Origin of the sequence: Microcystis wesenbergii FACHB-1317, assembly GCF_014696875.1 — a bacterium.
In the GTDB taxonomy this organism is placed as follows: domain Bacteria; phylum Cyanobacteriota; class Cyanobacteriia; order Cyanobacteriales; family Microcystaceae; genus Microcystis; species Microcystis wesenbergii_A.
The window spans coordinates 1-23,169 of sequence record NZ_JACJQV010000151.1 but is presented as its reverse complement, the minus strand read 5'-3'; the positions used below and the strand labels follow the sequence as shown (position 1 = coordinate 23,169).

The following is a 23,169-nucleotide window of genomic DNA, read 5'->3' as shown; positions in this document are numbered from 1 at the left end:
ATTATGAGATTATCACCTTTATACACTTCCCGTCTTCAGGAAGAACTGGATGCTGGCCGTCAACAGGGTCTTCAACAGGGTCTTCAACAGGGTCTTCAACAGGGTCTTCAACAGGGTCTTCAACAGGGTCTTCAACAGGGTCTTCAACAGGGTCTCCAACAGGGTCTTCAACAGGGTCTTCAACAGGGTCTTCAACAGGGTCTTCAGCAAGGAGAACGTCTGGTGGTAGAAAATTTATTGAAAGCTCGTTTTGGTAATTTAGACCCAGATTTGTCCCTAATCATCGAGCGCATTTTATTATTACCAGTGGAGGAGTTTACCCCTTTAATAATTAATTCATCTCGCACAGAATTAATTGCCCACTTTTCTAATTAAAAGCATAACTCAATCCTTTGATGATACTGGATTTTAAAATTGGCTGATTAACCAGAGCAGGCAATTTTCTGGGCAAATTCGGGGATATTGAGGATCGTTCTGGAACCAGCATCAGCTTTCTTGCTAATTTGTGGCCAATTAGCGGCAATTTAGCTCTGATCACCTGAGAATAGCTTTTCTAAAGCTTCCTTCAAGGTTGGTTCCATGACAATTTTATTTTGATAAGCAACTGTTACTCTAGCGATTGTCGGGACACTATTTTGGTCTGCCACTAGATACAAAGGTTCTACATAAAGTAGCGATTGTTCAATGGGAATAATTAATAGGTGTCCTTGCAAAACTTTAGAACCGTCCCGATTCCAAAGAGAAATCTGTTGAGAAATATCTGGATCTTGGTTAATTAAAGCCTCAATTTGATTCGGTCCGTACACTAACCTTTGTTTAGGAAATTGATAGAGTAATAACTTACCATACTCTCTATCATCTGAACGCGCTGCCAACCAAGCGATTAAATTTTGCCGACTAGAGGGAGTATAGGGATGCAGGAGAATAAATTCTTCTTTGTCGGAATCGGGCAGTTTCATGATTAAATAATAGGGTGATACAGCCTGGGGTTCCGTGCCGTAAATTTCTAGGGGAATTTCCCATTGATCCTCCCGATTATAAAATACTTGCGGATCGGTCATGTGATAGGTTAATAATCTTTCCGCTTGGGTACTAAATAAATCTTCGGGATAACGGATATGACTGCGGAGAGTTTTCGGCATTTCTGCTAAAGATTTAAAGAGATGAGGAAAGATTTTACTCCACGTCTGAATGATTGGATCATTTTCATCGGCAACATAGAAATTCACTGTTCCATGGTAGGCATCCACTACCACTTTCACCGAATTGCGAATATAGTTAAATTTATCTTTACCTGGGTCAGAATAGGGATAGAGATCGCTGATAGTATAAGCATCAATAATCCAATGTAATTTACTACTACTATCGCCCACATCTGCCGCTACTAAATAGGGGTTGCGATCATAACTTAAAAAAGGGGCAATAGTTTGCACACGATTTTGGACATCACGACGCATTAATAGGCGAGTTTCGGGAGTAAAATCTTGGCTAAATAACATTTGCCAATCCCGCAGATAAAGGGCAAATAGCCAACGTCTCCACCCCGTCCCCACTAGGATTCCTCCCTTACCATCGTAGGTATTATAGACATTTCCATCCCCGCTAGGAAAATCCAATTCTTCTACGGTGGTGGGAGTCATCACATAATTATTAGTTAATTCCCCGTAGTAAATGCGGGGTTTACCAATGGGAATACTATAATCAATTAATTCGCTAGAGGTTTGTAGGGCTCCTTCGTCTTTATTTGTGCCGATATCTTTGACAAAATAGTAGGGTAAACCCCCGTCAGCGACTAAATTAACCGGGGAAAGAGTGAACCCATAACCGTGGGTATAAACGAGATGTTTATTCACCCAAGTGTTAGCAGAAGTGGGAACCGCACTATAATCTAATTCTCTAGCGGCAATAATTGTCTGTTGTTTTTCAGATATTTGACGTTCCTCGATTTTTTCAGGCAGTCCTACGCGTACCCGATAGCGATCGATATCAGCATCGGGGAATTTATAATATAAGCGAATTTGCTGTAATTGTCGGTTAGTTTCTAGCAGTGGTTTGGTGTCCCAAAGACGAATATTATCGATAGTTAGATGATTTCTCTCTAAAACTTCGGCATTTAATTCGGCCTGTGGATCGAAAACTTGGGCATCAATTCTATCTAAGGAAAAAGCCGCTCTCGTGGATTGAATACTTCTTTCAATGTAGGGTCTTTCTCTCACTAATTCATTCGGTTGTACGACAGTTCTTTGTAATAGTCCACTGATAATTGTGCCACTTATCCAAACAATTAAATAGAGAAATACAGGAACTAAGTAGGGGAAAAATACCAACTTTTTCTTGGTATTTTTGTATAACTTGCGACGGTCTTTTTTACCAAATAATGCTTTTTCTCCTAACCATATAGAGGTTATTGCTGCAATAACTCCCAGAATAATTTCAATAAATTGACCAACATGAACATCGATATAACCTGCACCATAAACTACTCCTTCTGGAGAATAAAGTAGCAGGTAACGCTGAATAATATGGTGTAATACTAGCAGCCCCATTAACCCACTCCACAGGGCGTATAAATGACGCAGTTGCGGACGGGAAAACCCCGGAAATGTTCCCTGAGAAAGACTATCGGCCGAAAAAAGATAGGTCAAAGTAACAGCAAAAAGAGTATATATTCCCACACCACTGAGCCATAATTCTAGTAACTGCCACAGGGGGAATTGAAAGATATAAAAACCTAAATCATTCCCGTATTGAGGATCGTTAATATTGAAAGGAACACCATAAAAATATTTTAAAAAATTCGCCCACTGCCCAGCAATAATAAAAGATAGCATTATAGTAAATACTATAGATATTATTCGCAAGAAATACTCAGTTTTAATTAATAATCCCAGGACTAAAAGAGCGATAATTATCCCTTGCCAAAGATTACTGGAAATATCGGTTAATACTTGCCTAATCCAAACTATTTCCAGAGGAGAACTTAGGGAAGAACTAAGATTAGGGAGATTAAAATCTGGTGTCCAGAGACTGAGGGCTAGTTTACTGTAATACAATAACATTGACCCGATCCAAGCTCCAATTCCCGTTGCAATAATCAAAAGGCCGAGTAAATTAATACTAGGAGATTGAGGACTAAGAGGATAACTATCTTCCTGGGATTTTTGCCAACGAAAACGCTGGGCTAAACGTAAATTAGTAAAAATAAAAAGTAGAGAAAGAATCGCACTTCCCCAACCTAATCCTAGTTGCCAAGATAATTGTTTCAAGAAAGTGTTTAAATAACCCATCTCGGTAAACCAGAGGCTATTGGCCACCACTAACACCCCCAACTCCCCGATCACAAGGCAGCCGAGAAACAGTAAAATAGGTTTAGCGATCGAGCTTCGGTTAGATCTGATGAGCATGGATAAAGTGATAAAAGAGAGTCTTCTTTCATTCTAGCGATTTTAGTTTCTCCCTGCTGCTTTTTCTTAAGTAGGTGGGTAGAATTAAATATAAGATGAACGTAGGTTGGGTTGAAGCATGAAACCCAACGCCCGCATGGTTTACGCTACTGCTAACCCATCCTACAAATAATTGTGCCTCCCTACTTAATTTAAAGATAAACTTAAGAAACTATAGCTGGGTTAGGGCAATAATTTCGCTTAAAGTCAGCAATTTTCCCTAATTTTAGCTAGGATTAGCAGACTGGAGTATTTCTCGAAAAATCCTGCGTCGATAGGAAGGAGATTCATTACTCATATTCCATAAAGTTTCGTAGAAAAAGAAAGAAACACCAAAATTTTGTTGTCTCGATTTTTCCACTTGTTGAGTAATATTAACCATCGGAATCGGACGACCTTTTAAACCAGATAAAATCCCAATAGCCACGGGGATAGATTCTCTAGCTTGCTGTAATTCTGGTTGGGATAATTCCCAGTCAAAGGCGTTCATATCAGTTCGATACACTTGTATTATTAACTCATCAATCAAGTTTTTTTGCTGCCATTTTTGCCAATCTAAAAGATAGTATTCTAGGGAGAAAGTGTAGGGATTAGGAGATAGGGAAATAATTGCTTTAGGTTGCTGCTTTTTAATCGTCTGGGCTAAACTATTCATATAGTCAGTAATTTTATCGGCCCGCCATTGAATCCATGCTTTATCTTGGTAATCTTGCGGTGGTAATTGTCCAGAATGTTCCCTTTGATAGAGCTTAATCGTGGTTTCATCATAGCCAAAATCGGTGGGATAACCAAAATGATCATCAAACTGAATTCCTTCTATATCGTAGTTAGTAATAATCTCGCTGACTAAATCCGTAATAAAGTTTTGTACTTGCGGATGTAAGGGATTTAACCACACCCGTTGATGCACTTTTCCTTCCCACCAAATCACACTTTTATCCTGTCTTTGGGTTAACCAATCGGGATGTCGTTTGGCTAATTCTGAATCCGCAGGAGCCATAAAACCAAATTCAAACCAGGGAATAATTCTTAATTTTTTCCGATGACCTTGGCTAATTATTTCCTCTAAAAAGTCGCGATTTTTTAAAGATTCATGGGGATCGATCGCTCGTCCCGTAACTTTTTCTGCTACCTTAGAAGGATAGAGTGTATAACCCCAATTCCAGACCGTGGGATAAATAGTATTAAAGTTTAAATCAGCCAACCTATCAAGGGCATCTTTTAGGGTTTCCGGTTTAAATAATACCTCACTATCGATATTAGTTAACCAAACTCCACGAATTTCGGGTTTTTCTTGGGGTTGATTGGTCGATTGTGCCGGATAATTAAAGGTTATCGTCATGATACAAGCAAAGATAATTAAAAATATTACCCAGCTTATTTTTCCGTATCTTTGACTATAAATCACCAAACTATCGGCGAAATTATTAAAGGTTTTACTGATTCTATTCATAATGGGAAGTGGGGAAGTGGGGAAGTGGGGAGGTGGGGAGGTGGGGAGGTGGGGAGACCACTTCGTGCGCGTTGCGGGGGGAGGTGGGGAAATTGAACTACAACCCTAAAACCCCAAAACCCCAACCCCTAAAATCTATCTCCTGCCTGCTGCTGACTGCCTCCTGACTGATAAAATAACTAAATTATCTCTCTAAATTGCGAGGATCTAGGGCATCGCGTAAACCATCACCGAGTAAATTAAAAGCTAAAACGGTGAGAATAATTAACAAAGCAGCTGGCCAAATTAACCAGGGTTGTAGAACAATAATTGAGGCATTGGTAGCCAGAGAAAGCATATTTCCCCAACTAGGATCTGGTTGTTGAATTCCCAAACCAATTAAACTTAAAACCGATTCGGCCACGATAAAACCCGGCACGGCTAACGTAGCAGAAATAATGATATAACTGGCAGTTTGGGGCAGCACATGACGCAGAATAATATAAAGGGGTTTTGCTCCCATAGCTTTAGCGGCCTGAATAAATTCCTGTTCTTTCAGGGATAAAACTTGACCGCGAATTACCCGCGCTAATCCCGACCAACTGATAAAAGAAGTAATCAGGACGATTAATAAAAAGCGTTGGGTGCTGGTTAATCCTGCGGGTAAAACGGCTGCCAGAGCCACGAGTAAATATATGCCGGGGATAGTCATTAAAACTTCCACAAAACGCATTAAAATCGCATCTAACCAACCGCCAAAATAGCCAGAAACGCCACCAACAAATAAACCGATAGGGAAAGAAATTAAAATCCCCACCAAACCGATAAATAAACTAATTCTGCCTCCGAAAATCAAGCGACTAAAACTATCGCGTCCCGATTCGTCAGTTCCCAATATATTGATTCTACCATCGCCGATGACTCCGAACAGATGGAGATCAAAAGGGATACCGGGGAATAAAGTTACTTCCTGCCATTTTGGCGGCAAAGGTAGGCGAATTTGACCGAAATTATAGGTTTCACCCTTAACCAAGAGACGCAGCGGCAAGGGTTTGTTAAAATCTCTCATTAGCTTCCGCTCACCAGTTTCTATATTAATAGCACTTTGAGTGGTGGGATAGACGTGGGGGCCAATCCACTCACCCTTGTTACTTCCCGACTGCGAGTGCCAAAAGATTTGGGTGGGAGGGAGGAGAGACTGACCGGGTTGGGAGGAGTAGGGAGAGTAGGGAGCGACAAAATCCGCCGCCATTACGCTTAAATAGAAGATTAACAGTAAAACTGCTCCCCAACGGGCGAGAGGATTATCTTTGAGTTTGTGCCACCAGTCCATAGGCGATGAGGTCAAGTAGGAGAGTTAATCTTTATTTTGCTAGTTTGATTGCTACAATTTATCATACCAACAAAAAAGCTGTCTAATGTTTATCAATCCCCTTGTTTATGAGAAATATTCTGTCTATCGTCAAGATTTTGAGACAGCGCAACCGTTTAAGCATTTGGTCATCGATAATTTTTTAGTTAGGGAGCAAGCGCAAATTTTACTGGAAAATTTTCCCAGTTTTAATCCGCAAAAAGCCATTAGTGAGTTAGGAAAAGTTGGCGGGAAGGCGGTTAATGAGGATTTAATCGGTTTAGGGGGTGTTTATCAACAGTTTGGCCGCTACATTCAAGCGAAAGAGTTTCTCGAGTTAATTTCCCAATTAACTGGTGTTGATAATTTAATTCCAGACCCTAGTTTTTATGGGGGTGGAACCCACGAAAATTTACAGGGTCAAGAATTAGACCCTCACATTGATTTTAACCTCGATGAGCGTCATTGGTATCATCGCCGCTTGAATTTATTAATCTATTTAAATCCCCAATGGCAAGCAGATTGGGGAGGTAATCTAGAGTTACATTCCAATCCACGTCAACCGGAAGAAAATAAGATTAAATCTTTTGTACCTATCTTTAATCGTTGTCTTATTTTTGAAACCAATGAATATTCATGGCATGGATTTTCTCAGATTAATTTACCAGAAAATAAACGGCATTTATCCCGGAAATCTCTTTCTATCTATCTCTATAGCAAAGAACGTCCTATCGAAGAATTATCCCCATCTCATACAACTTTTTACATCCCGCGCCCGCTGCCAGAAAATATTCAACCCCATCAAGTTTTAAGCTCGGAAGATTACCAACAAATTAAAATTTTATTGAAAAGACGGGATGATTTAATTCGTTTTTATCAAGATAGAGAACTGAAAGAATCTCAGGATTTAGTTAGTTTAAAATCCCATATTAAACGCTATCTATCCCTCCAATATCCTCGCCTATGGAAAATTATTAAAAGTTTACTCCGTTGGCGAAAGTGACCTGAGAAAAAATCCCTACTTTCCCATCAGAGAGAGTAGGGAATAATCAAAAAAACTAACTGGGAACTTAGCCTAATAACTGAGTAGCACGCGCAGTTAAAGCATTGGCAGTTAAGCCATTATAGGCCATAATTTCCCCAGCACTGGCGGTGGTTTCTCCCCGTTTCCAAGCAAAGACATCCCGACGCGCATTACTGCGTAACATAATCGGTTCTAACATGGCACTTGTACCACCGGTTACTCCGATTACAGCATCACCAGCAAAGAGACTATCAAAACCAGCATCATCAAGGAAATTATTATCCGCTTGCGAGCTAGTTTCACTCATCACATCGCTAGGACGGTAGAGACGACGGGGATTAATTACCGAGACGATTTTTACCCCGATTCCCGCTGCTTCCAACTGTTGTGCCGACTCAAAAACGGGTAATAAAGTCATATCACCAATGACGGCAAAAACGACTTTTTTACTGCCTTCCGATTCCTGGAGAATTACGCCGCCTTTTTCCAAAGCTTGACGGGTTTGCTCAAAGGTGATTCGCACTGGTAAAGGCGATTTACTAGCGGTGATTGTAATGCCTTTATTGCTGGTTCCTAACGCCCATTCATAACAGACTTGAATACTGTTAGCATCGCAGGGAAAGAGAGGAAAAATATTGCCATTTCGCATCATAGCGGCGAAATAATTTTCAATCTCTGGGCGTTGGTGTGTCCAACCATTACGCCCTTGCTCCAAGGCTCCGGCGGTGAATAAAGTAATAGTAGAAGGGGTAGGACGACGTAACTCGGCCATCGCTTGGGTGACAGTCTGCCAAATCGGTAAACCATTGATAGCAAAAGACTCGTAGGAACACCATAAAGTCCGCGCTCCCAAGAGAGATAAACCGACGGCTAATCCGGCACAGGCATCCTCGCTTAAAGGCTCATAAACTTGACCTTTCGGACTCTGGAAATAGGTATCATCGCTGGTGGGGTGAATAATCTTTAAACCGACGTTAATATTATTAATTCCCGAAGCGGCATTACCATCAGCATTAGTGACGACAAAATTGGGGTCAGCTTTACCCACAGCTACCACTAATTCCCCCATAGCAGTGGTGGCCACTTTTTTATCGCCACCCACAGTATATTCGGTCATCGGTAAGGTTCCTAAATCCGGCAGCGGGAAGACTTTTTCCGTTACCACTGTTTCCGCTGCTGGACCCCCTCCAGAGCGCTCGAAATTAGTACGAACAATTGCCCAAGCTTCAGGGGGTAAAGCGCGTTCTTGTAAGGCAGTAACGATATAATCTTTTTCTAAAGAATCTCCCGGATAAAGATTATGGGAAGCTGCTCCCCGTTTGTGAACTCCCGCCCCTTTAAGTTGTTTAATAATGATCACCGTTAGTTTACCACCTAGGGCTAATTGGGCGGCTTTATCCGTGGCCATTAACACCGCTTTCATGAACTCCAGACGCTGGTTAAAAGAGAATTTGGTGCTATCTACATATTCCCCATTTTGATTAGCATCATCGAAGTCTTTGGCATTAATGAGAATCACTTCCTCGAAACCATTACCGCGCCAATAGGCTTCCATTTCGGCGTTAGTTTTCAGGGACACCATGCTATGGTGTTCTTGGGAATAGCCATTCCAAACTAAAATCGGCAGAAAATTGGTAATTTCTGGATAAGCAGTGTGAAAATGACCGAAACTACTCATAATATACGGTTCTCCTAAACCACCATCCCCGATAGTCACAGGGAAAAGGGTATTAGGGTGTAATTTGGCCGCCGCCATGGCGAAATGTTGGCCTTGGCCCAAAGGACCAGCCGGCCCGAGCAGTCCGGGGATTTGTCCGGAAAGATGCCCTAAAAGTCCGTGTTTTTCCCGAAAACGTTCTCCCAATTCCCTGACGTTGCTGATGCCCATGGCTTCGAGAGAGCGATCGAGAAAGACGTTACTATAAAAACCGGGGGCATGATGGCCCACTTCGGTGAAAATATTTTTTTGGCCTAACATCATCAAAGAGGCAATTACGTCGGCAGCGCTGGCAAAACCGCCGGGGTGTCCCGATTCTTTGGTAGCGGTGATTTGTAGGGTGAGGTAACGCAAAGCATCGGCGGCTAGGAGGGTTTGATAGATAGCATTCGGGTCATTAGCGGCAATAATAGCGGTTTTTCCCTCAGCGATAGCGGCTTTTCCTGCATATTTATCAAATTCGGGTAAGGAACCCCCAAAATATTTTATTCCTTGACAAAAATCGGGAATTGTGCTAGTAGCTGTCATAAAATTAATATACCCCTTTACATACAGGCAATCGTTAAAACTATCTTACAGTTAGCGGTAACTCTCGTTAGATGCGATATTACACGGGGTTTCCATAGGCGATCGACTATTTGTGCTACACTGATCGCCAATGTTAACGATAAAATTAATCCTATTGATCATGTTAAATAGCAACCAATTACAGGATTTAATCAGTAAATCCCTACGTTATCTATTAATTATCGGCACTATTGCCCCTCTAACTTCCTTAGAAGCTCGCCCAGTCCAAGCTAATCCTCCTAGTAGTGCTGCACCCCCTAAAGAAGCGATTGCTCCTATCCCCGCAGAAAGCAAAGAGTACACCCTAGGAGAAGGGGATAAAGTGCGCGTCACCGTCTACCAAGTGGCGGATTTAAGCGGCGATTTCCTTGTTTTAGCCGATGGAACCCTGACTTTACCTCTGATTGGCAGCGTCAAAGTGGCAGGAATGACCGTCACCGAAGCCGGCCAAACCTTGGCCAAACGTTACACCACCTATCTCAAACGTCCCGTGGTTACTGTTAGCATTCTCACCCCCCGGCCCCTGCAAATCGCCATCGCGGGGGAAGTCAATCGTCCGGGTACTTATACAATTAACCCCGAACAAAGCCAAAAAACGCCCCTATTGACCGAAATAATCCGGCAAGCGGGGGGAGTGACTACGGTGGCCGATATTGGTCAAGTTCAAATCCGACGCAACCTCAAGGGACAAGAACAGCTAATTCAAGCCAATCTCTGGCAATTAATCCAAAAAGGCGATACAACCCAGGATATTAGCCTTAGAGATGGCGATAGCATCGTTATTCCCACTAAAACGACCCTTAGTGTCGGGGAAGTCAATCAATTAGCCGATGCCAATTTTGGACTAGATAGCGATCGAGAAATTAATGTTACTGTGGTGGGAGAAGTTTATCGCCCGGGGTCCCATCGCATTGTCCCCACTGCCAACAATAACAATAATAATGACCAAGATCGCGGCGGCACCAGGAAACCGGCCCGACTAACCCAAGCTATCCAACAAGCGGGAGGCATCAAACCTCTGGCCGATATCCGACAGGTGCAAGTGCTGCGTTATACTCGTGACGGTTCCCAGCAGAAAATCCCGGTAGATCTCTGGAGTTTGCTCGAAAAAGGTGATATGACCGGCGATATCTTTCTTCAAGAAGGGGATACGGTGATTATCCCCACCGCTACCGAAATCTCGGCCAAGGAATCGGAAACCCTGGCATCGGCTAGTTTTGCCCCTAAGACTATTAACGTGAAAGTGGTCGGGGAGGTGAAAAAACCGGGGATAATCGAAGTTCCTCCCAATACCCCTCTCAATCAGGCAATTTTAACCGCAGGAGACTTTGATAAGCGTCGCGCCAATCAGTCCACAGTGGATTTAATTCGTCTCAATCCTAACGGGACTGTCACCAAAACCTCAATTAACATCGATTTTTCCCAGGGTATCAACGAGAAAACTAACCCGATTCTCCGTAATAATGATGTGGTGGTGGTTCATCGTAGCAATCTGGCCTCTGCCACCGACACCCTCGGCACGGTTTTAAGTCCCTTTACTGGTCTGACAGGCCTCTTCAACGGATTCTTAAATCTTTTCCGTTAAAAAAGTTTACTTTAACCCGATGTCATTGGCTAAGTAATGGAGCTAATAATAGATATAGAAACGGCGAAAAGTCGTGAGCGGTCACGGCTTTTCTGCTCGATAGACTCAGGAAAGAAAACTATGATTTTTCTCCTTACTCTAGCCCTAATCTCCCTGTCGATTAGCTACAATGTTCACGGCGAAATAATTAGCCTCAGTACCCGCTTATTGGGTCTTTTTTGTGGCTTATTAAGTTTGTTCTTTACACCCCTACTGGTAAAGGTTTTTATCTTTGTCACTTTAGTCCTCTTTAGCTGAGATTTTAAACCCTAAACTCGACTAAAACCCTAAGCATACTTAACCCATCAAAAAAACTGTTATGCAAAAACGCTATCTCGGTCAGACTAATATAGAAATTACTCCCCTTCTCGTCGGTACTTGGCAAGCAGGAAAAAAGATGTGGGCAGGTATTGAAGATGGGGAAAGTATTAAGGCTATTCGTGCAGCTTTTGAGGCAGGAATTACCACTGTAGATACAGCCGAAATCTACGGGGAAGGTCACTCAGAATCGATTGTCGCTCAAGCTTTGGCCGATGTGCGAGAACGAGTAGTTTATGCCACGAAAGTCTTTGCTAATCACCTCAAATACGAGGAAGTTATCGCAGCTTGCGATCACTCTTTAAAAAACCTCCAAACTGATTATATCGATCTTTATCAAATTCATTGGCCTAGTGGCTCATGGAACACGGAAATAGTGCCTATTTCTGAAACTATGGCCGCTCTTAATTATCTAAAGGCACAGGGAAAAATTTGCGCTATAGGGGTTTCCAATTTCTCCCGCTCTCAACTGGAAGAAGCCAGTCAATACGGCAGAATTGAGAGTATTCAACCTCCCTATTCTCTGTTTTGGCGCTCGGTAGAAAAGGAAATTATGCCCTATTGTATAGAAAATAATATTTCTATTCTGGCCTATTCTCCCCTTGCCCAAGGTTTATTAACAGGAAAATTTAGAAATGGTTATCAGTTGGCAGCGGAGGATCATAGAATTAAAAATAAACTCTTTCATGGCGAAAACTTTCAGAGGGTACAAGCGGCTTTAACTCAATTAGAACCGATTGCTAACCGCTATAATTGTTCCCTAGCTCAATTATCTCTTGCTTGGTTAATCAAGCAACCCCAAACTAATGCAATTGCTGGGGTAAGAAATGCGGATCAAGCAGTTAATAACGCTCAAGCAATGACAATTAATTTAACCCCAGAAGACCTAAAATTAATTGATAATATCGGTAAACAGGTAACTGATTTCTTGGATGATAATCCTGTGCTGTGGGATTTCTAAAAATTATACCTGAATTCTTTTTGTACATATATACTAAAACAAGCTAAAACCTTTATCCATCAATGGATACACCCATTGATTTTTCTGAATGTAACCATGTTGATCGTAATATTTATTAATAGACAAGAATTCTCTCTATTGGCTAAAATGGTAGTCATATATTCTGAAACTGGCTCTCAAAGGGTCAAAACTGTCAAGGACTGAAGGTATTCTCAATTACTTTGAAGTGATTAGAATTCTTCCTCATGCTCATCTGATGGCTATGCTTTATCTTCCTATGGCTACCGTTGCAAAAATCTCTGGAGAGTTGGGTTAATAATATGGTTAAAATTATCAGTCGTCAATTTTTGGGAAGGCAACCCGTTTACGATATTGGTGTGGAAAAAGATCATAATTTTTTGCTAAACCACGGGTTAATTGCCTCCAATTGTTTTAATAAATCTCACTCCACTGCTTACGCTTACGTCACCTATCAAACAGCTTATTTAAAAGCTAATTATCCTGTGGAATATATGACAGCGTTACTAACTGCTAGTAGCGATAATCAGGATAAGGTGGAAAAGTATCGAGAAAACTGTCAGAAAATGAATATCGATGTCGAACCTCCCGACATCAATCGATCGCAAAAACATTTTACCCCGATTGGACGCAAAATTCTCTTTGGTTTGTCCGCAGTTAGAAATCTGGGCGAAAATGCGATCGAGGCTATTTTAAAAGCGCGGGAAGCAGCGGGAGGAAAGTTTATTTCCCTAGGAGATTTTTGTGAGCGTGTTGATTTACGAGTAGTCAACAAAAGAGCTTTAGAAACGCTAATTTATTGTGGTGCTTTTGATAAAATTCAACCTAATCGCCATCAATTAATTGAAGATTTAGAATTAGTAGTTGCTTGGGCGCAAAAACGCACCAAAGAGAAAGAAAGTGGTCAAATGAATATTTTTGATATGCTAGGAGGTAGCGCAGAAAATAAACAAGAGTCCGAGTTTGAACAGTCTCCCAGTGCCACCGCAGTAGCAGATTTTTCCCTACAGGAAAAGTTAAAACTGGAAAAAGAACATTTGGGTTTTTATGTTTCCGAACATCCTTTAAAAGCTTTACAAAGAGCCGCTCAAGTCCTATCTCCTATCAATTTAGCTGACTTAGAAGAACACAAAACCAGAAAAAAAGTCAGTGCCATTGTCCTATTAAATGCTGTTAAGAAAATTATGACAAAAAAAGGGACTCCCATGGCCTTTTTAACCCTAGAAGATGCCTCGGGACAGTCGGAAGCGGTGGTTTTTTCCGATAGCTACGAACGTCTGCAAAAATTATTAGTGGAGGAAGCAACTTTAATGGTGTGGGGAAAAGTTGATCGCCGAGATGAGCGGGTACAATTAATTATCGAAGATGCGGAACCGATCGAAACCGTTAAAATGGTGATGGTTAATTTATCGCTGCAAGATGTCGTCAACCAAAATCGTCAAAATCTTCTTAAAAGTATTCTGCAATCGGGAGACAAACAAAAGGCAAAAGTTCCCGTTATTGCCACCATCGGTGCGGGAACTCAGCGTCAATTTGTGCGTTTAGGACAAAACTATTGGGTAGAGGATGACAATTCGGTGCTAGAGTCTCTGAAAGTTGCGGGTTTTCTGGCTAATTCTGCACCTCTGATTAATCATTAAATGCTAACTGGCAATTACCTAAGAGTCATGGCTGCGCCAATATTGTGGGTGCATCTCAATTTGGTCGAAATATCTAGATGACATTTTGGGCGCAGGCGGTCATTGGTGTCAACTTAAGCAAGAAGCTTAATTATAAAAAGTAGCTGATTATCCAAGAGGAAGGAAGTAAAAAATGGTAAAATAAGGCGGAGAAGTCAGAGGTGAGTCAGTGAAAACGCGCTCTCAGCAAAGACCGAGAAAACAGGGGAATCCAGATTGGCGGCGACCACATCAAGGCCCAAGCCCAGAAATCCCAAAAGTAATAGAAGAACTTAAAAAATACCTAGAGCCAAGATTATTTACGCCGCTAAAATATAGGCAAGGAAATCATGAAAAAATCATGAGAGGTAGATTATTAACCTTACCCGTGATCGTCGCCTTATTGGTAAGCTTAGTCTATCGCCAGATAGCGGGATTAAGTGAAGCAGTAAGAGTCTTAAAAGAAGAAGGATTATTAGGGGTAAAGCCTTTAGAAGTAAGTAAACAAGCTGTCTCCAAACGCTTGATGAACTTACCTGGTGAAATCTGGGCAGTTCTGCTCAAACAGGTGTTAGAGAAAAGTCAGGAAAACCCGCAAAATCTGAAGCTAGAAGTCAGATGGCAAAAAGTTAGACAAAAATTTAGTGCTATCTGGATAGCAGATGGCTCAACCCTAGAGCAGTTAAGGAAGAGACTCAAAATCGCCCCAGAGCAAAAAGTGCAATTGGCCGGTAAGATAATGATGATAGTAGAAGCATTCACCCAACAACCAATAACAGTATGGTATCAAGAAGATGCCAAATATAATGATAAAAAGTGGGCAGAAGAATTATTTAATAAACTCCCTATTTCTGGTTTATTGATAGTAGATTTGGGATTTTTTAGTTTTGTCTGGTTTGACCAATTTACTGAAGAAAAGAAATTTTTCTTGACCAGGATGAGATAGAAGACATCCTCGACAGTGAAAAAGGTTTTGTCTGAGGGTTTGTCCTCTCGAGATGAAATTATTGATTTAGGACAATATCGTTCTAATCCCTGTCATCATCCCGTGCGCTTAGTCTCAGTACTATGGGGAAAAACTTGGTATCGTTATCTGACTAATGTTCTCTCACCTGAGCAGCTTTCTGCTCAAGAAGTGTGTGATTTGTACCGTCGAAGATGGTAGATAGAGTCGGCTTTTCTCTTAACTAAGAGATTGTTAGGATTAGCTTATTTATGGGTGGGACATTGCAAGGGGGGACAAATTCAAATTTTGGCTACTCTCATTTTTTATACGGTTTTAAATCGTTTAGTCTCAGAGGTGGCGATTGCTCTTAATCAGCCAAAAGAAAAAATTTCAGTGGAGATGGTTTTTCGCAGTTTATACTATGTGGCTAAAGCAGTCACTAGAGGGGAAAACCCTGATGTGGTGAGTTATTTAGCCGAGCGAGCTAAACTTTTTGGCTTAGTTAAAGCTGAAAGGAAACGACACGGGGAAAGGGATGCTCTCTCTCAACAAATTTGGGGGGCTATTTCCTTAAGTTGACACCAATGACCGCGTTTGCCCACCAGCAATAATTAGCCCACAGCCAATATTGAATCAATCAAAAAATTAAATTTTGTTCATCAGTAGAACTTATTTCGGGGTTTAGATTTGTTTTGGAAGGTTAACTTTAATGCTAGGAGCAGGCGATTTTGGCTATTTATGATCGCTAAATAGATTGATAATCTAACGGAAAAAGGTCGCCTGTGGGGAAAGTGAGAAAGTCTCGTTACTCTCCAGCGATCACCGAGGGATTATTGTTCATCAAAAAAGCACGGAATCCTACAGCAATCAAGAAACCACTCAAAAGAGTTATTAATGTCCAAATTTGGTGGCTTTGGGTTCCTTCCACCTTGATGAGTCGATTATCCATGCTATCGACTTTCTCTGTTAAAGTTGCTAGTCCTATCTTGACATCGGTGACATCTTTCTGTAAGGTTTCTAGTTTTTTATCGACATTTTTCTGTAAGTTTTCTAGCTTTTGCTCGAAAGCTTTTTCGAGATTATCTAGCTTTTGATCAACATCTTTCTGGAAGGTGTCTAGCTTTCGATCAACACTTTTAATACTATCTTTAATTTCCTTAAGGACAGATTCCAGGGAATAGGTAACGGTTTCTGCTGTCATTGCGGTTAACTCCTATCAGTCGAGAGATAATTTAATTATCGATAAAAATCCTCTTAATTCTCCACTTGATTTTTTTCGGGAAATCTCTCCTCATCTTCCAATTTCTCGCTGATTTCCGGCAGTTTTAGCAATAGTCCTGCGAATAACCAATAGTAAACAGAAACAGGCTCGACGGAGAGAGGATAATAGTAGGGGTTATAGCTAATAAAAAGCAGGAAAATCCATACACAGAGACCCCAATGCTTTAAAGCAGCATTTTTTACCTTTAAATAGGCTTTAAAGGTGAGAATACAGAGAATTGTCACCAGTGCCATAAAAGCGATAAAACCGACGATACCGATTTCGTAGAGGAGTTTAGCGTAGTAGGTTTCAATTAGTCTTATCCCTTCTTCTCCCGCTACATGACGAGCCCCACTGCTGGCTGTGCCCAAACCAAAACCAAAAAGCCGTTTATATCTGAAGATCCACTGCATTTGATTGCTTACAAAGTCAATGGGAGACGAATATAGCCAGCGACCGATAAAATTTAGTCCTCTTTCCTGAATAAAGGGAATTAACGTCACCGCGAGCAGGGAAATCAGTCCCAAGATTCCCAATTTTAATGGTAACTTTCGTTTACTTTTGCTAGTAGCAATAAAAAGAACCAAGTAAAACAAAGGTACTAGCAAAAAAGGTAATCTTTGTCCAGAAACCAGAGTCGCAAGCAAGACTAAAACCATTGCCACCCAACCAGCGACGCGCCATCTTTTTTGCGGATCACTAAAACTGGCCGCGTAACTGATGACGCTACTAGATACTAAAAACCAACCCCATTGCCAAGGATCGGAAAATGTGCCTGGGAGACGAATTAAGCCTCGCTCGGGATTATACAACACTGAACCGCCGACAAAACATTGAGCTTTCAAGGTGGCTTTTTCGGTAATATCCGGATAAAATTGGCTGTCGGATTTCGGGACAAGGACTTCGAGTTGATTGAGGAATTCATTGTCAGGACAGATACCTTGGACGAGTAAGAAGTATTGAATTAGAGCTAAACCGCAACAGACTAAGATAATCACGATTAAAACCCGGTTAACCATCAATAAATCTCGTTTTTGCTCGATTAGATAGTAGCCACAGAGAACTAGGGGAATATAACTTAGGAGGGTTTTAAATCCCACAATTCCCGTGGCAATTTCTTTCTGGGGCAGATTGACAAAAAGAAAAGTTATCAAACTGCTGGCAAGTAAAATCAAAGCTGTGAGGAGAAGAGGCTTGATTTGGGGGCGTAATTGCTTAAAAGTTTTGGTTTTAATTAAAATTGCCGCTAAAGCGGGGAAATAAAAGGCATCCTTGGCGATTTTGTAGAGAAGATGGGATCGATGATAGTAAATTAGGTTGCCCACTACCTGAAAAACTCTCACCACGGCAAAAGCGATGGTGCTACTCAAGGGAAGATAGATGATTAGGGCTAATAATCCCAGACGGGGATGGATGAAAGAGGCGACCATGGCAGGAACTGCCAGAATTCCTAATAAGGCCGCTTTTTCGTCAAATACAACCCCTAAGACTAGACTAATTATTGTAGTGGCGATCACTAATATAATTAGCAACAGGGGATTAATCTCTTTCATACCGTGCGGGTTGAACAGGTTTAGCAGAAAGTGTATCAGATTTTTGCCGAGATTCCCATTCTCAATGGCCGAGGCTGGGAGCTTTTCAGTAATCAGTAAACAGTAATCAGTAAGGTTCTTTTTGTTTGTGTTAGGCAATAGACGGGGTTATAAGAGATGAAACCCTTATAGAGAAAGACATTTGGCGATTTTTGTCAATTGTTTTCCATCTAGAACGAACTAATCAATTAAATCTCTTGCCAGATAAGGATGTAGTCTATTTATGCCACCCGATCGAACTATACCAAGTAACGAAGAACCATCAGGTGAACTGAAAACTCACATCTGATACTGATCAAAGTTTCCCCTTGCTTCTTACCTCTTGCTATACTTATGTAAAATTTTATTTATCTCGATCTTGACTCCGTGGCCGAAAATCTTTCTTTTCAAGACCTTTATCAAGCTGGAATCAGTGCTTTTGAGCGTGGACAATATCGTCTTAGTATCCAGCAATTAAATGCGGCTTTAGCCTTAATTTCCCTAGGCTCCCGAGCAGGGGGTGAGATCCAAATTTGGTTAATTTCTGCCCATCAGGGGTTAGGAGAGGGGGAGAAAGCCAGTGAAATCTGTAGGCAACTGATTACCCATCCTATCTATCAAATTCGCGAACAGGCCAAGCGTCTGCTTTATATTATCGAAGCTCCCCGTCTCAAACGCCCAGATGAGTGGATGACGAAGATTCCCGATTTAGATAAACTTACCGATAGTACAGCGCAATTTAAAAAGGGAACAAATAAACAGAAAAAAGAAGAATCCCCCGCACCCATGCAGTTAGAGCAGCATAAAAATACTGTTTTTAGCGGACTGGCGATCGCTATTGTTCTATTGATGCTCTGGTTTTTTGCTAAAAATAGCTAAATTAGTTGACAATAAACTTCTAATATGCTAATGCAGTTAGCTATGGCTCCTAAATGGGCGATTTCATAACCGTGGGTGTTTTGGGTGGGAAAACCTAAGCAAGCGGCCTTAGCTATATGACCGAATTTCATGGCGATGGAGGCATCGCTACCAAAACCACTAATAATAGCTAATTGCAGGGGTATTCCCGCTTTTTCGGCTGCAATTCGTAATTCTTGATTTAATTGCTCATCATAGATACCGTAACCATCCTGAGACAATAAAACAGGACTGCTGCCATCCTTAATCGGATATTCAGGAGCGAGAGGACAGATTTCTAGGGCAATTAAAGCATCTAAGCGGTTATTTGCCGTGAAAAATAAGGCTCCTAAGGCTCCCACCTCCTCCTTTGCTGAGGCAACCAAATATATATCCACCGCAGGGTTAATTATTCTGGCCGCTAATGCCAAAAGAATCGCCACGGAAGCTTTATTATCGAGGGTATAACTGGCAATGTAGTCTTTTAGTCGAAAGGGTTGTTTTCGGTGTTTTCCCACCACGACTCGACTACCGACGCGCACTCCGCAAGCTTCTAATTCTTCCGGAGTCAATTTCGTCTCTATCCATGCGGATTCCCAGGTGACGGGAGTGTTTTCCTGCTGCACTTTTTGCGGGGATTCATGGGAAATATGACGGGAACCAAAGGAGAGAATCCCCGATCTGGTTTCTTGATCACCGATAATATCCACCACTCCCTCTCCGTAAATCCAAGGAAAAGCTCCCCCGAGTCGGCGAATTTGCAGAGTACCATCGGGATTAATTGCCTTGATCATAGCACCAATTTCGTCTTTATGACCAGTAATAGCAATTTTTTTGGTCGAATCCCGTCCTTTAATCTTTCCGATGACATTTCCCGCTTGATCTTGCCATGTTTCTAATCCTAACTCTTGAAAGCGTTCTAGTAAAAAGCGATCGATTTCCGTTTCCATCCCACTAGGAGAATGATGGAGGACAAGAGTAGCAATAGTGTCAAAGAGGTGATCAAAATTCATATTTGTCTTGATTTGTGGGTCGAAAGAGAATTATTATCGAATCAGGAAATCGATAAGGTTTTAGAGGAACAATATTGGGTACATCTCATATTTTTTGTGATTTTCTCTCACTTAGGGTGAGCAGCAGAGGTTGTTCAAAGAGGGCGAAGGCAATCATTGGTGTCAACTTAAGCAAGAAGCTTAATTATAAAGATTAGCTGATCATCCAAGAGGAAGGAAGTAAAAAATGGTGGCTCTCCTAGACTGGTTATAGGAAATTAGTAGTTTAAATGAGCCTAAACCCTTAAATAGCCTGGAATCCAACAAAGCCAAAAGCTTTTTTGATTAAAATTGCTTTTTTTAATTCTGGTGAGCCTTTTGGCAAGGCTTGCGTGGATTATTTTCTGCTAATATAGCATAACTACTCTAGAAGAGCCAAAATGGTAAAATAAGGCAGAGAAATCAGAGGTGAGTCAGTGAAAACGCGCTCTAAGCAACGACCGAGAACACAGGGGAATCCCGACTTACGCCGTCAATGTCAGTGGCCCGCATTGGAAATTCCTCAAATGGTAGAAGAATTAACCCAATACTTAACCCCCACTTTATTTGCTCCGTTAAAATATCTCCAGGGAGATCATGAAAAATTAATGAGAGATAGGCTTTTAAATCTACCAGTGGTGGTGATTCGGTAGTGGTGATGGCGGCTTAATCCTTTGCTTTGCTGTGCATTGTAGTCATGGATAAAATACCAAAGGGCTCCCCAACGTGATTCTCCATTTTTTTAGAGAAAGATAGACTCTCTCTCACCAACCGAGAAATCCTTTGTCGAAAGGTATTATTTAATCTTTCAAGAGGATTAGTTTGACCAGTTTCTTGACCGACTGGTCGATGACGTTTACTCGGAATTACTGTCTTATAGGACTCCCAAAAATCTGTGTAAGCAACCGCGCATTGCCGGCAAACACCGGGTAAACTGGCCCCAAAGTTTTTTGGCTGATTGACGACTCCTATCTCCTAAATAACAACCAATAATTTCCCTTGTTCTTCTATCAATTAACCGCCAAATATACACCTTTATCGTCTTAGAAAAAACCAAAGACCACCCTTCGGCTTCTCTCAGGCTTCGGCCGTGAGCTTTTGCGTTCGACAAAAGCTCGCGCCGAGGCCCGAACGGGTCAACGTCGAGCGAAGTGTCCTCTGAGCTACGTCGAAGGGTTAACCCTGAGCTACGTCGAAGGGTCGAGACGTTGACATAATTTTGTTACCATGACCAACTTACCCCTGTTACTCTCGCAATTCCTCGTCAGGAAATTCGTTCGAGCAAGAGTTGATCAATTAATTGTTTGGTTTCGTCAGAGACGGTTTTATTAGTGGGATTGCTCACAAACGGTTGACCACATTCTTTACCTTGACGTTTGGGTTTTCCATGATGAATAGAACCATTCTTGATCGTAGGGTGAGAACCACAACGCTTGACAGGGGAATAGAGGTGAACTAGGGGGGTATTTTGTTCGGTGCTAGACTGATATTTGAGTAAGCCAGACAGGAGCCAGAAAAAGATATTTATCAGAAAAGTCATGAGCAAGCTAGATATTCCCGCAATACGCACAAAACCTCTTATCAATTACCATCATAAGCGATCGCAATTCGCCCCGACGTATTTTTCCTGAAACCTCCCAAAACCCGTAGGGGCGCACCGCGGGCATCCAAATCCCCCCAAAACCACCCCAAAAAACCCAAATCCCCAAAACCACCCCCAAAACCCGTAGGGGCGCATCGCAGGCACCCAAATCCCCAAAAATCGCCCCAAATCCCCAAAAAACGGGTGGGACGATAATTGCTGGTGGGATAATTATTGCCGGTGGGACAATTATTGCCGGTGGGCGAACTGCGTTCGCCCCTACAAAATCGCCCCGCCTTTGGGCGCGAAAGAAAGGGAAAGAGAAAAAATAGGGAATGAGGGTAAAAAGGGAAAAAAGGGGAAAAGGGTTATAGAGTCCTCCCAGCACCGCACACCACTCGAAAACCGCAGCTGAAGCTGATGTAGTCGCGGCGGAAGTAGAAGTTGCGGCAAGCGGAACGGCAGAGAAATGGAAAGTAGAACCAAGAACCGCCTCGCAATGGAGAACGATTATCATTACCATTTTCTCTCCAGACACTTCCGTCCGTCGGCGCACCATCATAATTATCGTGCCAGGTATCGGCGCACCACTCCCAGACATTGCCGTGCATATCGTACAGTCCGAAGGCATTGGCAGGGAACTGTCCCACGGGAGTTGTTTCTTTTCGATATTTTCCCTTCGCCTCCCTGGCGTAGGTATTACCACTGGCAATGTAGTTAGCCAATTCCCCGGTAATGGTTTTCCCAAAGTAGAACGGGGTGGTCGTTCTGGCACGACAAGCGTACTCCCATTCCGCCTCACTAGGGAGTCGGTATTCTCTTCCCTTCAACTTCGATAATCTCGCGCAGAACTCGACGGCATCGTACCAGTTGACTTGTTCGACGGGACGGCGATCGCTGTCGGGACGGTCTTTGAAGTGGGCTGGGTTGAGGTCAAGGTCTTTTTCTACTTTTAAATCCGGGCGGGAGGCGATCGCTCTCCACTGGGACTGGGTGATGGGATATTTACCCATGGCAAAGGGGGGGACAGTAACCTCATGTTGAGGGCGTTCATCCTCATAACTATCTTTCTCATTTGTTGACGAACCCATCAGGAAAGTCCCACCGGGGATGGCGACCATCTCTAGAGTGATGCCGTTGCCCAAATCTTGGGTGAAATATGAGGCTTCTGCCTTTTCTCGTTCGACTTCCTGACCTTTGGCATTTACTTTTACCACATCAAATGTCATTGTGTTGATTTCCCCCAAATATTATCTCATTTGCCTTTAACCAAACTTTCTAACTCTACTATCTTTCTCTCGACCTCCGCTATCCCTCTACCAACACGCTCGACCTACTGGTTCGGCGAGGAGAGGAGGGGGAATTCGGACGGCGATTTGTGGTTTGCCCATAACAATTACATTTCTTCTCCCGCCATGCTACTAAACGCATAGCCAAATATTACCCTTCCAGTCATCGAAAATTTTGGGTCTGAAACCCCGTCGTTCTACGACGGCTTTACTGTTAAATATGAGCATCGTTTACGAAATATATGCTAGTGTGAAAGGACATGGAAAAAGCCTATTCGTTTCGATTTTACCCCACACCAACACAAGAGTCGCTATTGCGGCGCACATTGGGCTGTGTAAGATTGGTTTACAATAAGGCACTCCATCTCAGAACACAAGCTTGGTACGAAAAGCAAGAAAGAGTAGGCTACGCTCAAACTTCTTCAATGCTAACCGATTGGAAAAAACAAGAAGAATTAGACTTTCTCAATGAAGTAAGC

At 42.1% G+C, this 23,169-nt stretch carries 15 protein-coding genes and 4 pseudogenes; 9 read left to right on the top strand and 10 right to left on the bottom strand.

The window, feature by feature from the left end:
• A pseudogene (locus tag H6F92_RS12915) lies at positions 1-375 on the top strand (flagellar assembly protein H); the annotation flags it as partial.
• Between the two features lie 149 nt (positions 376-524).
• Here H6F92_RS12915 and H6F92_RS12910 read toward each other — a convergent pair.
• The 3 genes from H6F92_RS12910 to H6F92_RS12900 form a co-directional block, all read right to left on the bottom strand.
• A complete protein-coding gene (locus H6F92_RS12910; protein WP_190358137.1) occupies positions 525-3,404 on the bottom strand; it encodes a UPF0182 family protein in 2,880 nt (959 codons plus the stop codon).
• Between the two features lie 265 nt (positions 3,405-3,669).
• Entirely contained in the window at positions 3,670-4,896 is a 1,227-nt protein-coding gene (locus H6F92_RS12905; RefSeq protein WP_190358136.1) for a glycoside hydrolase family 10-like protein, read from the bottom strand.
• A gap of 184 nt (positions 4,897-5,080) precedes the next feature.
• On the bottom strand, positions 5,081-6,208 hold the full coding sequence (locus H6F92_RS12900) for an ABC transporter permease (protein WP_190358135.1): 1,128 nt from the start codon (positions 6,206-6,208) through the stop codon (positions 5,081-5,083).
• 85 nt (positions 6,209-6,293) lie between these two features.
• Here H6F92_RS12900 and H6F92_RS12895 point away from each other — a divergent pair, with 85 nt between their 5' ends.
• Positions 6,294-7,229 (top strand): 2OG-Fe(II) oxygenase, encoded by a 936-nt coding sequence (locus tag H6F92_RS12895; RefSeq protein ID WP_190358134.1) that lies wholly within the window; start codon positions 6,294-6,296, stop codon positions 7,227-7,229.
• A 67-nt stretch (positions 7,230-7,296) separates the two neighbouring features.
• Here the strand turns inward: H6F92_RS12895 and H6F92_RS12890 are convergent, their stop codons facing one another.
• Complete coding sequence (locus tag H6F92_RS12890) at positions 7,297-9,495, bottom strand: phosphoketolase family protein (RefSeq protein ID WP_190358133.1); 2,199 nt, start codon at positions 9,493-9,495, stop codon at positions 7,297-7,299.
• A gap of 130 nt (positions 9,496-9,625) precedes the next feature.
• Here H6F92_RS12890 and H6F92_RS12885 point away from each other — a divergent pair, with 130 nt between their 5' ends.
• The 4 genes and pseudogenes from H6F92_RS12885 to H6F92_RS12870 all read left to right on the top strand — a co-directional run bounded on the left by H6F92_RS12885 (position 9,626) and on the right by H6F92_RS12870 (position 15,638).
• Positions 9,626-11,119: a polysaccharide biosynthesis/export family protein gene (locus H6F92_RS12885; protein WP_190358132.1), complete on the top strand. Its 1,494-nt coding sequence runs from the start codon at positions 9,626-9,628 to the stop codon at positions 11,117-11,119.
• Positions 11,120-11,477: 358 nt separating this feature from the next.
• Entirely contained in the window at positions 11,478-12,437 is a 960-nt protein-coding gene (locus tag H6F92_RS12880) for an aldo/keto reductase (RefSeq protein ID WP_190358131.1), read from the top strand.
• 320 nt (positions 12,438-12,757) lie between these two features.
• Positions 12,758-14,095 carry a helix-hairpin-helix domain-containing protein gene (locus H6F92_RS12875; RefSeq protein ID WP_190358130.1) on the top strand — a complete coding sequence of 446 codons (1,338 nt, stop codon included), beginning with the start codon at positions 12,758-12,760 and terminating at the stop codon, positions 14,093-14,095.
• Between the two features lie 208 nt (positions 14,096-14,303).
• Positions 14,304-15,638 (top strand): annotated as a pseudogene (locus H6F92_RS12870) (IS4 family transposase).
• Positions 15,639-15,864: 226 nt separating this feature from the next.
• Here the strand turns inward: H6F92_RS12870 and H6F92_RS12865 are convergent.
• Together H6F92_RS12865 and H6F92_RS12860 are read right to left on the bottom strand one after the other, a co-directional pair.
• Positions 15,865-16,260 (bottom strand): coiled-coil domain-containing protein, encoded by a 396-nt coding sequence (locus tag H6F92_RS12865; RefSeq protein ID WP_190358129.1) that lies wholly within the window; start codon positions 16,258-16,260, stop codon positions 15,865-15,867.
• 53 nt (positions 16,261-16,313) lie between these two features.
• Positions 16,314-17,873, bottom strand: a complete 1,560-nt coding sequence (locus H6F92_RS12860; RefSeq protein WP_190358128.1) for a hypothetical protein — start codon at positions 17,871-17,873, stop codon at positions 16,314-16,316.
• 405 nt (positions 17,874-18,278) lie between these two features.
• Here H6F92_RS12860 and H6F92_RS12855 point away from each other — a divergent pair, with 405 nt between their 5' ends.
• Complete coding sequence (locus H6F92_RS12855) at positions 18,279-18,770, top strand: hypothetical protein (protein WP_190358127.1); 492 nt, start codon at positions 18,279-18,281, stop codon at positions 18,768-18,770.
• On the opposite strand, the gene H6F92_RS12850 is transcribed toward H6F92_RS12855, so the two are convergent.
• Positions 18,767-19,801: a M42 family metallopeptidase gene (locus H6F92_RS12850; RefSeq protein WP_190358126.1), complete on the bottom strand. Its 1,035-nt coding sequence runs from the start codon at positions 19,799-19,801 to the stop codon at positions 18,767-18,769. The genes H6F92_RS12855 and H6F92_RS12850 overlap by 4 nt on opposite strands.
• Positions 19,802-20,256: 455 nt before the next feature.
• On the opposite strand from H6F92_RS12850, the gene H6F92_RS12845 reads away from it, so the two are divergent.
• Entirely contained in the window at positions 20,257-20,472 is a 216-nt protein-coding gene (locus H6F92_RS12845; RefSeq protein WP_190358139.1) for a hypothetical protein, read from the top strand.
• 32 nt (positions 20,473-20,504) lie between these two features.
• On the opposite strand, the pseudogene H6F92_RS12840 reads toward H6F92_RS12845, so the two are convergent.
• From H6F92_RS12840 to H6F92_RS12830, 3 genes and pseudogenes are all read right to left on the bottom strand, one after another.
• A pseudogene (locus H6F92_RS12840) lies at positions 20,505-21,230 on the bottom strand (IS1 family transposase); the annotation flags it as partial.
• Between the two features lie 136 nt (positions 21,231-21,366).
• Positions 21,367-21,789, bottom strand: a complete 423-nt coding sequence (locus tag H6F92_RS12835) for a hypothetical protein (RefSeq protein ID WP_190358125.1) — start codon at positions 21,787-21,789, stop codon at positions 21,367-21,369.
• Positions 21,770-22,624, bottom strand: a pseudogene (locus H6F92_RS12830) (formylglycine-generating enzyme family protein); the annotation flags it as partial. The gene H6F92_RS12835 and the pseudogene H6F92_RS12830, both read right to left, overlap by 20 nt.
• 326 nt (positions 22,625-22,950) lie before the next feature.
• Between H6F92_RS12830 and H6F92_RS12825 the strand changes: the two are divergent.
• Positions 22,951-23,169: helix-turn-helix domain-containing protein (locus H6F92_RS12825; RefSeq protein ID WP_190358123.1), on the top strand; the 219-nt coding region annotated here is incomplete at its 3' end.

What these genes read in the sequence shown, in the direction of transcription:
- H6F92_RS12910 (WP_190358137.1), bottom strand. Translation starts at nt 3,404, where the DNA reads ATGCTCATCAGATCTAACCGAAGCTCGATCGCTAAACCTATTTTACTG.
- H6F92_RS12905 (WP_190358136.1), bottom strand. Translation starts at nt 4,896, where the DNA reads ATGAATAGAATCAGTAAAACCTTTAATAATTTCGCCGATAGTTTGGTG.
- H6F92_RS12900 (WP_190358135.1), bottom strand. Translation starts at nt 6,208, where the DNA reads ATGGACTGGTGGCACAAACTCAAAGATAATCCTCTCGCCCGTTGGGGA.
- H6F92_RS12895 (WP_190358134.1), top strand. Translation starts at nt 6,294, where the DNA reads ATGTTTATCAATCCCCTTGTTTATGAGAAATATTCTGTCTATCGTCAA.
- H6F92_RS12890 (WP_190358133.1), bottom strand. Translation starts at nt 9,495, where the DNA reads ATGACAGCTACTAGCACAATTCCCGATTTTTGTCAAGGAATAAAATAT.
- H6F92_RS12885 (WP_190358132.1), top strand. Translation starts at nt 9,626, where the DNA reads ATGTTAACGATAAAATTAATCCTATTGATCATGTTAAATAGCAACCAA.
- H6F92_RS12880 (WP_190358131.1), top strand. Translation starts at nt 11,478, where the DNA reads ATGCAAAAACGCTATCTCGGTCAGACTAATATAGAAATTACTCCCCTT.
- H6F92_RS12875 (WP_190358130.1), top strand. Translation starts at nt 12,758, where the DNA reads ATGGTTAAAATTATCAGTCGTCAATTTTTGGGAAGGCAACCCGTTTAC.
- H6F92_RS12865 (WP_190358129.1), bottom strand. Translation starts at nt 16,260, where the DNA reads ATGACAGCAGAAACCGTTACCTATTCCCTGGAATCTGTCCTTAAGGAA.
- H6F92_RS12860 (WP_190358128.1), bottom strand. Translation starts at nt 17,873, where the DNA reads ATGAAAGAGATTAATCCCCTGTTGCTAATTATATTAGTGATCGCCACT.
- H6F92_RS12850 (WP_190358126.1), bottom strand. Translation starts at nt 19,801, where the DNA reads ATGAATTTTGATCACCTCTTTGACACTATTGCTACTCTTGTCCTCCAT.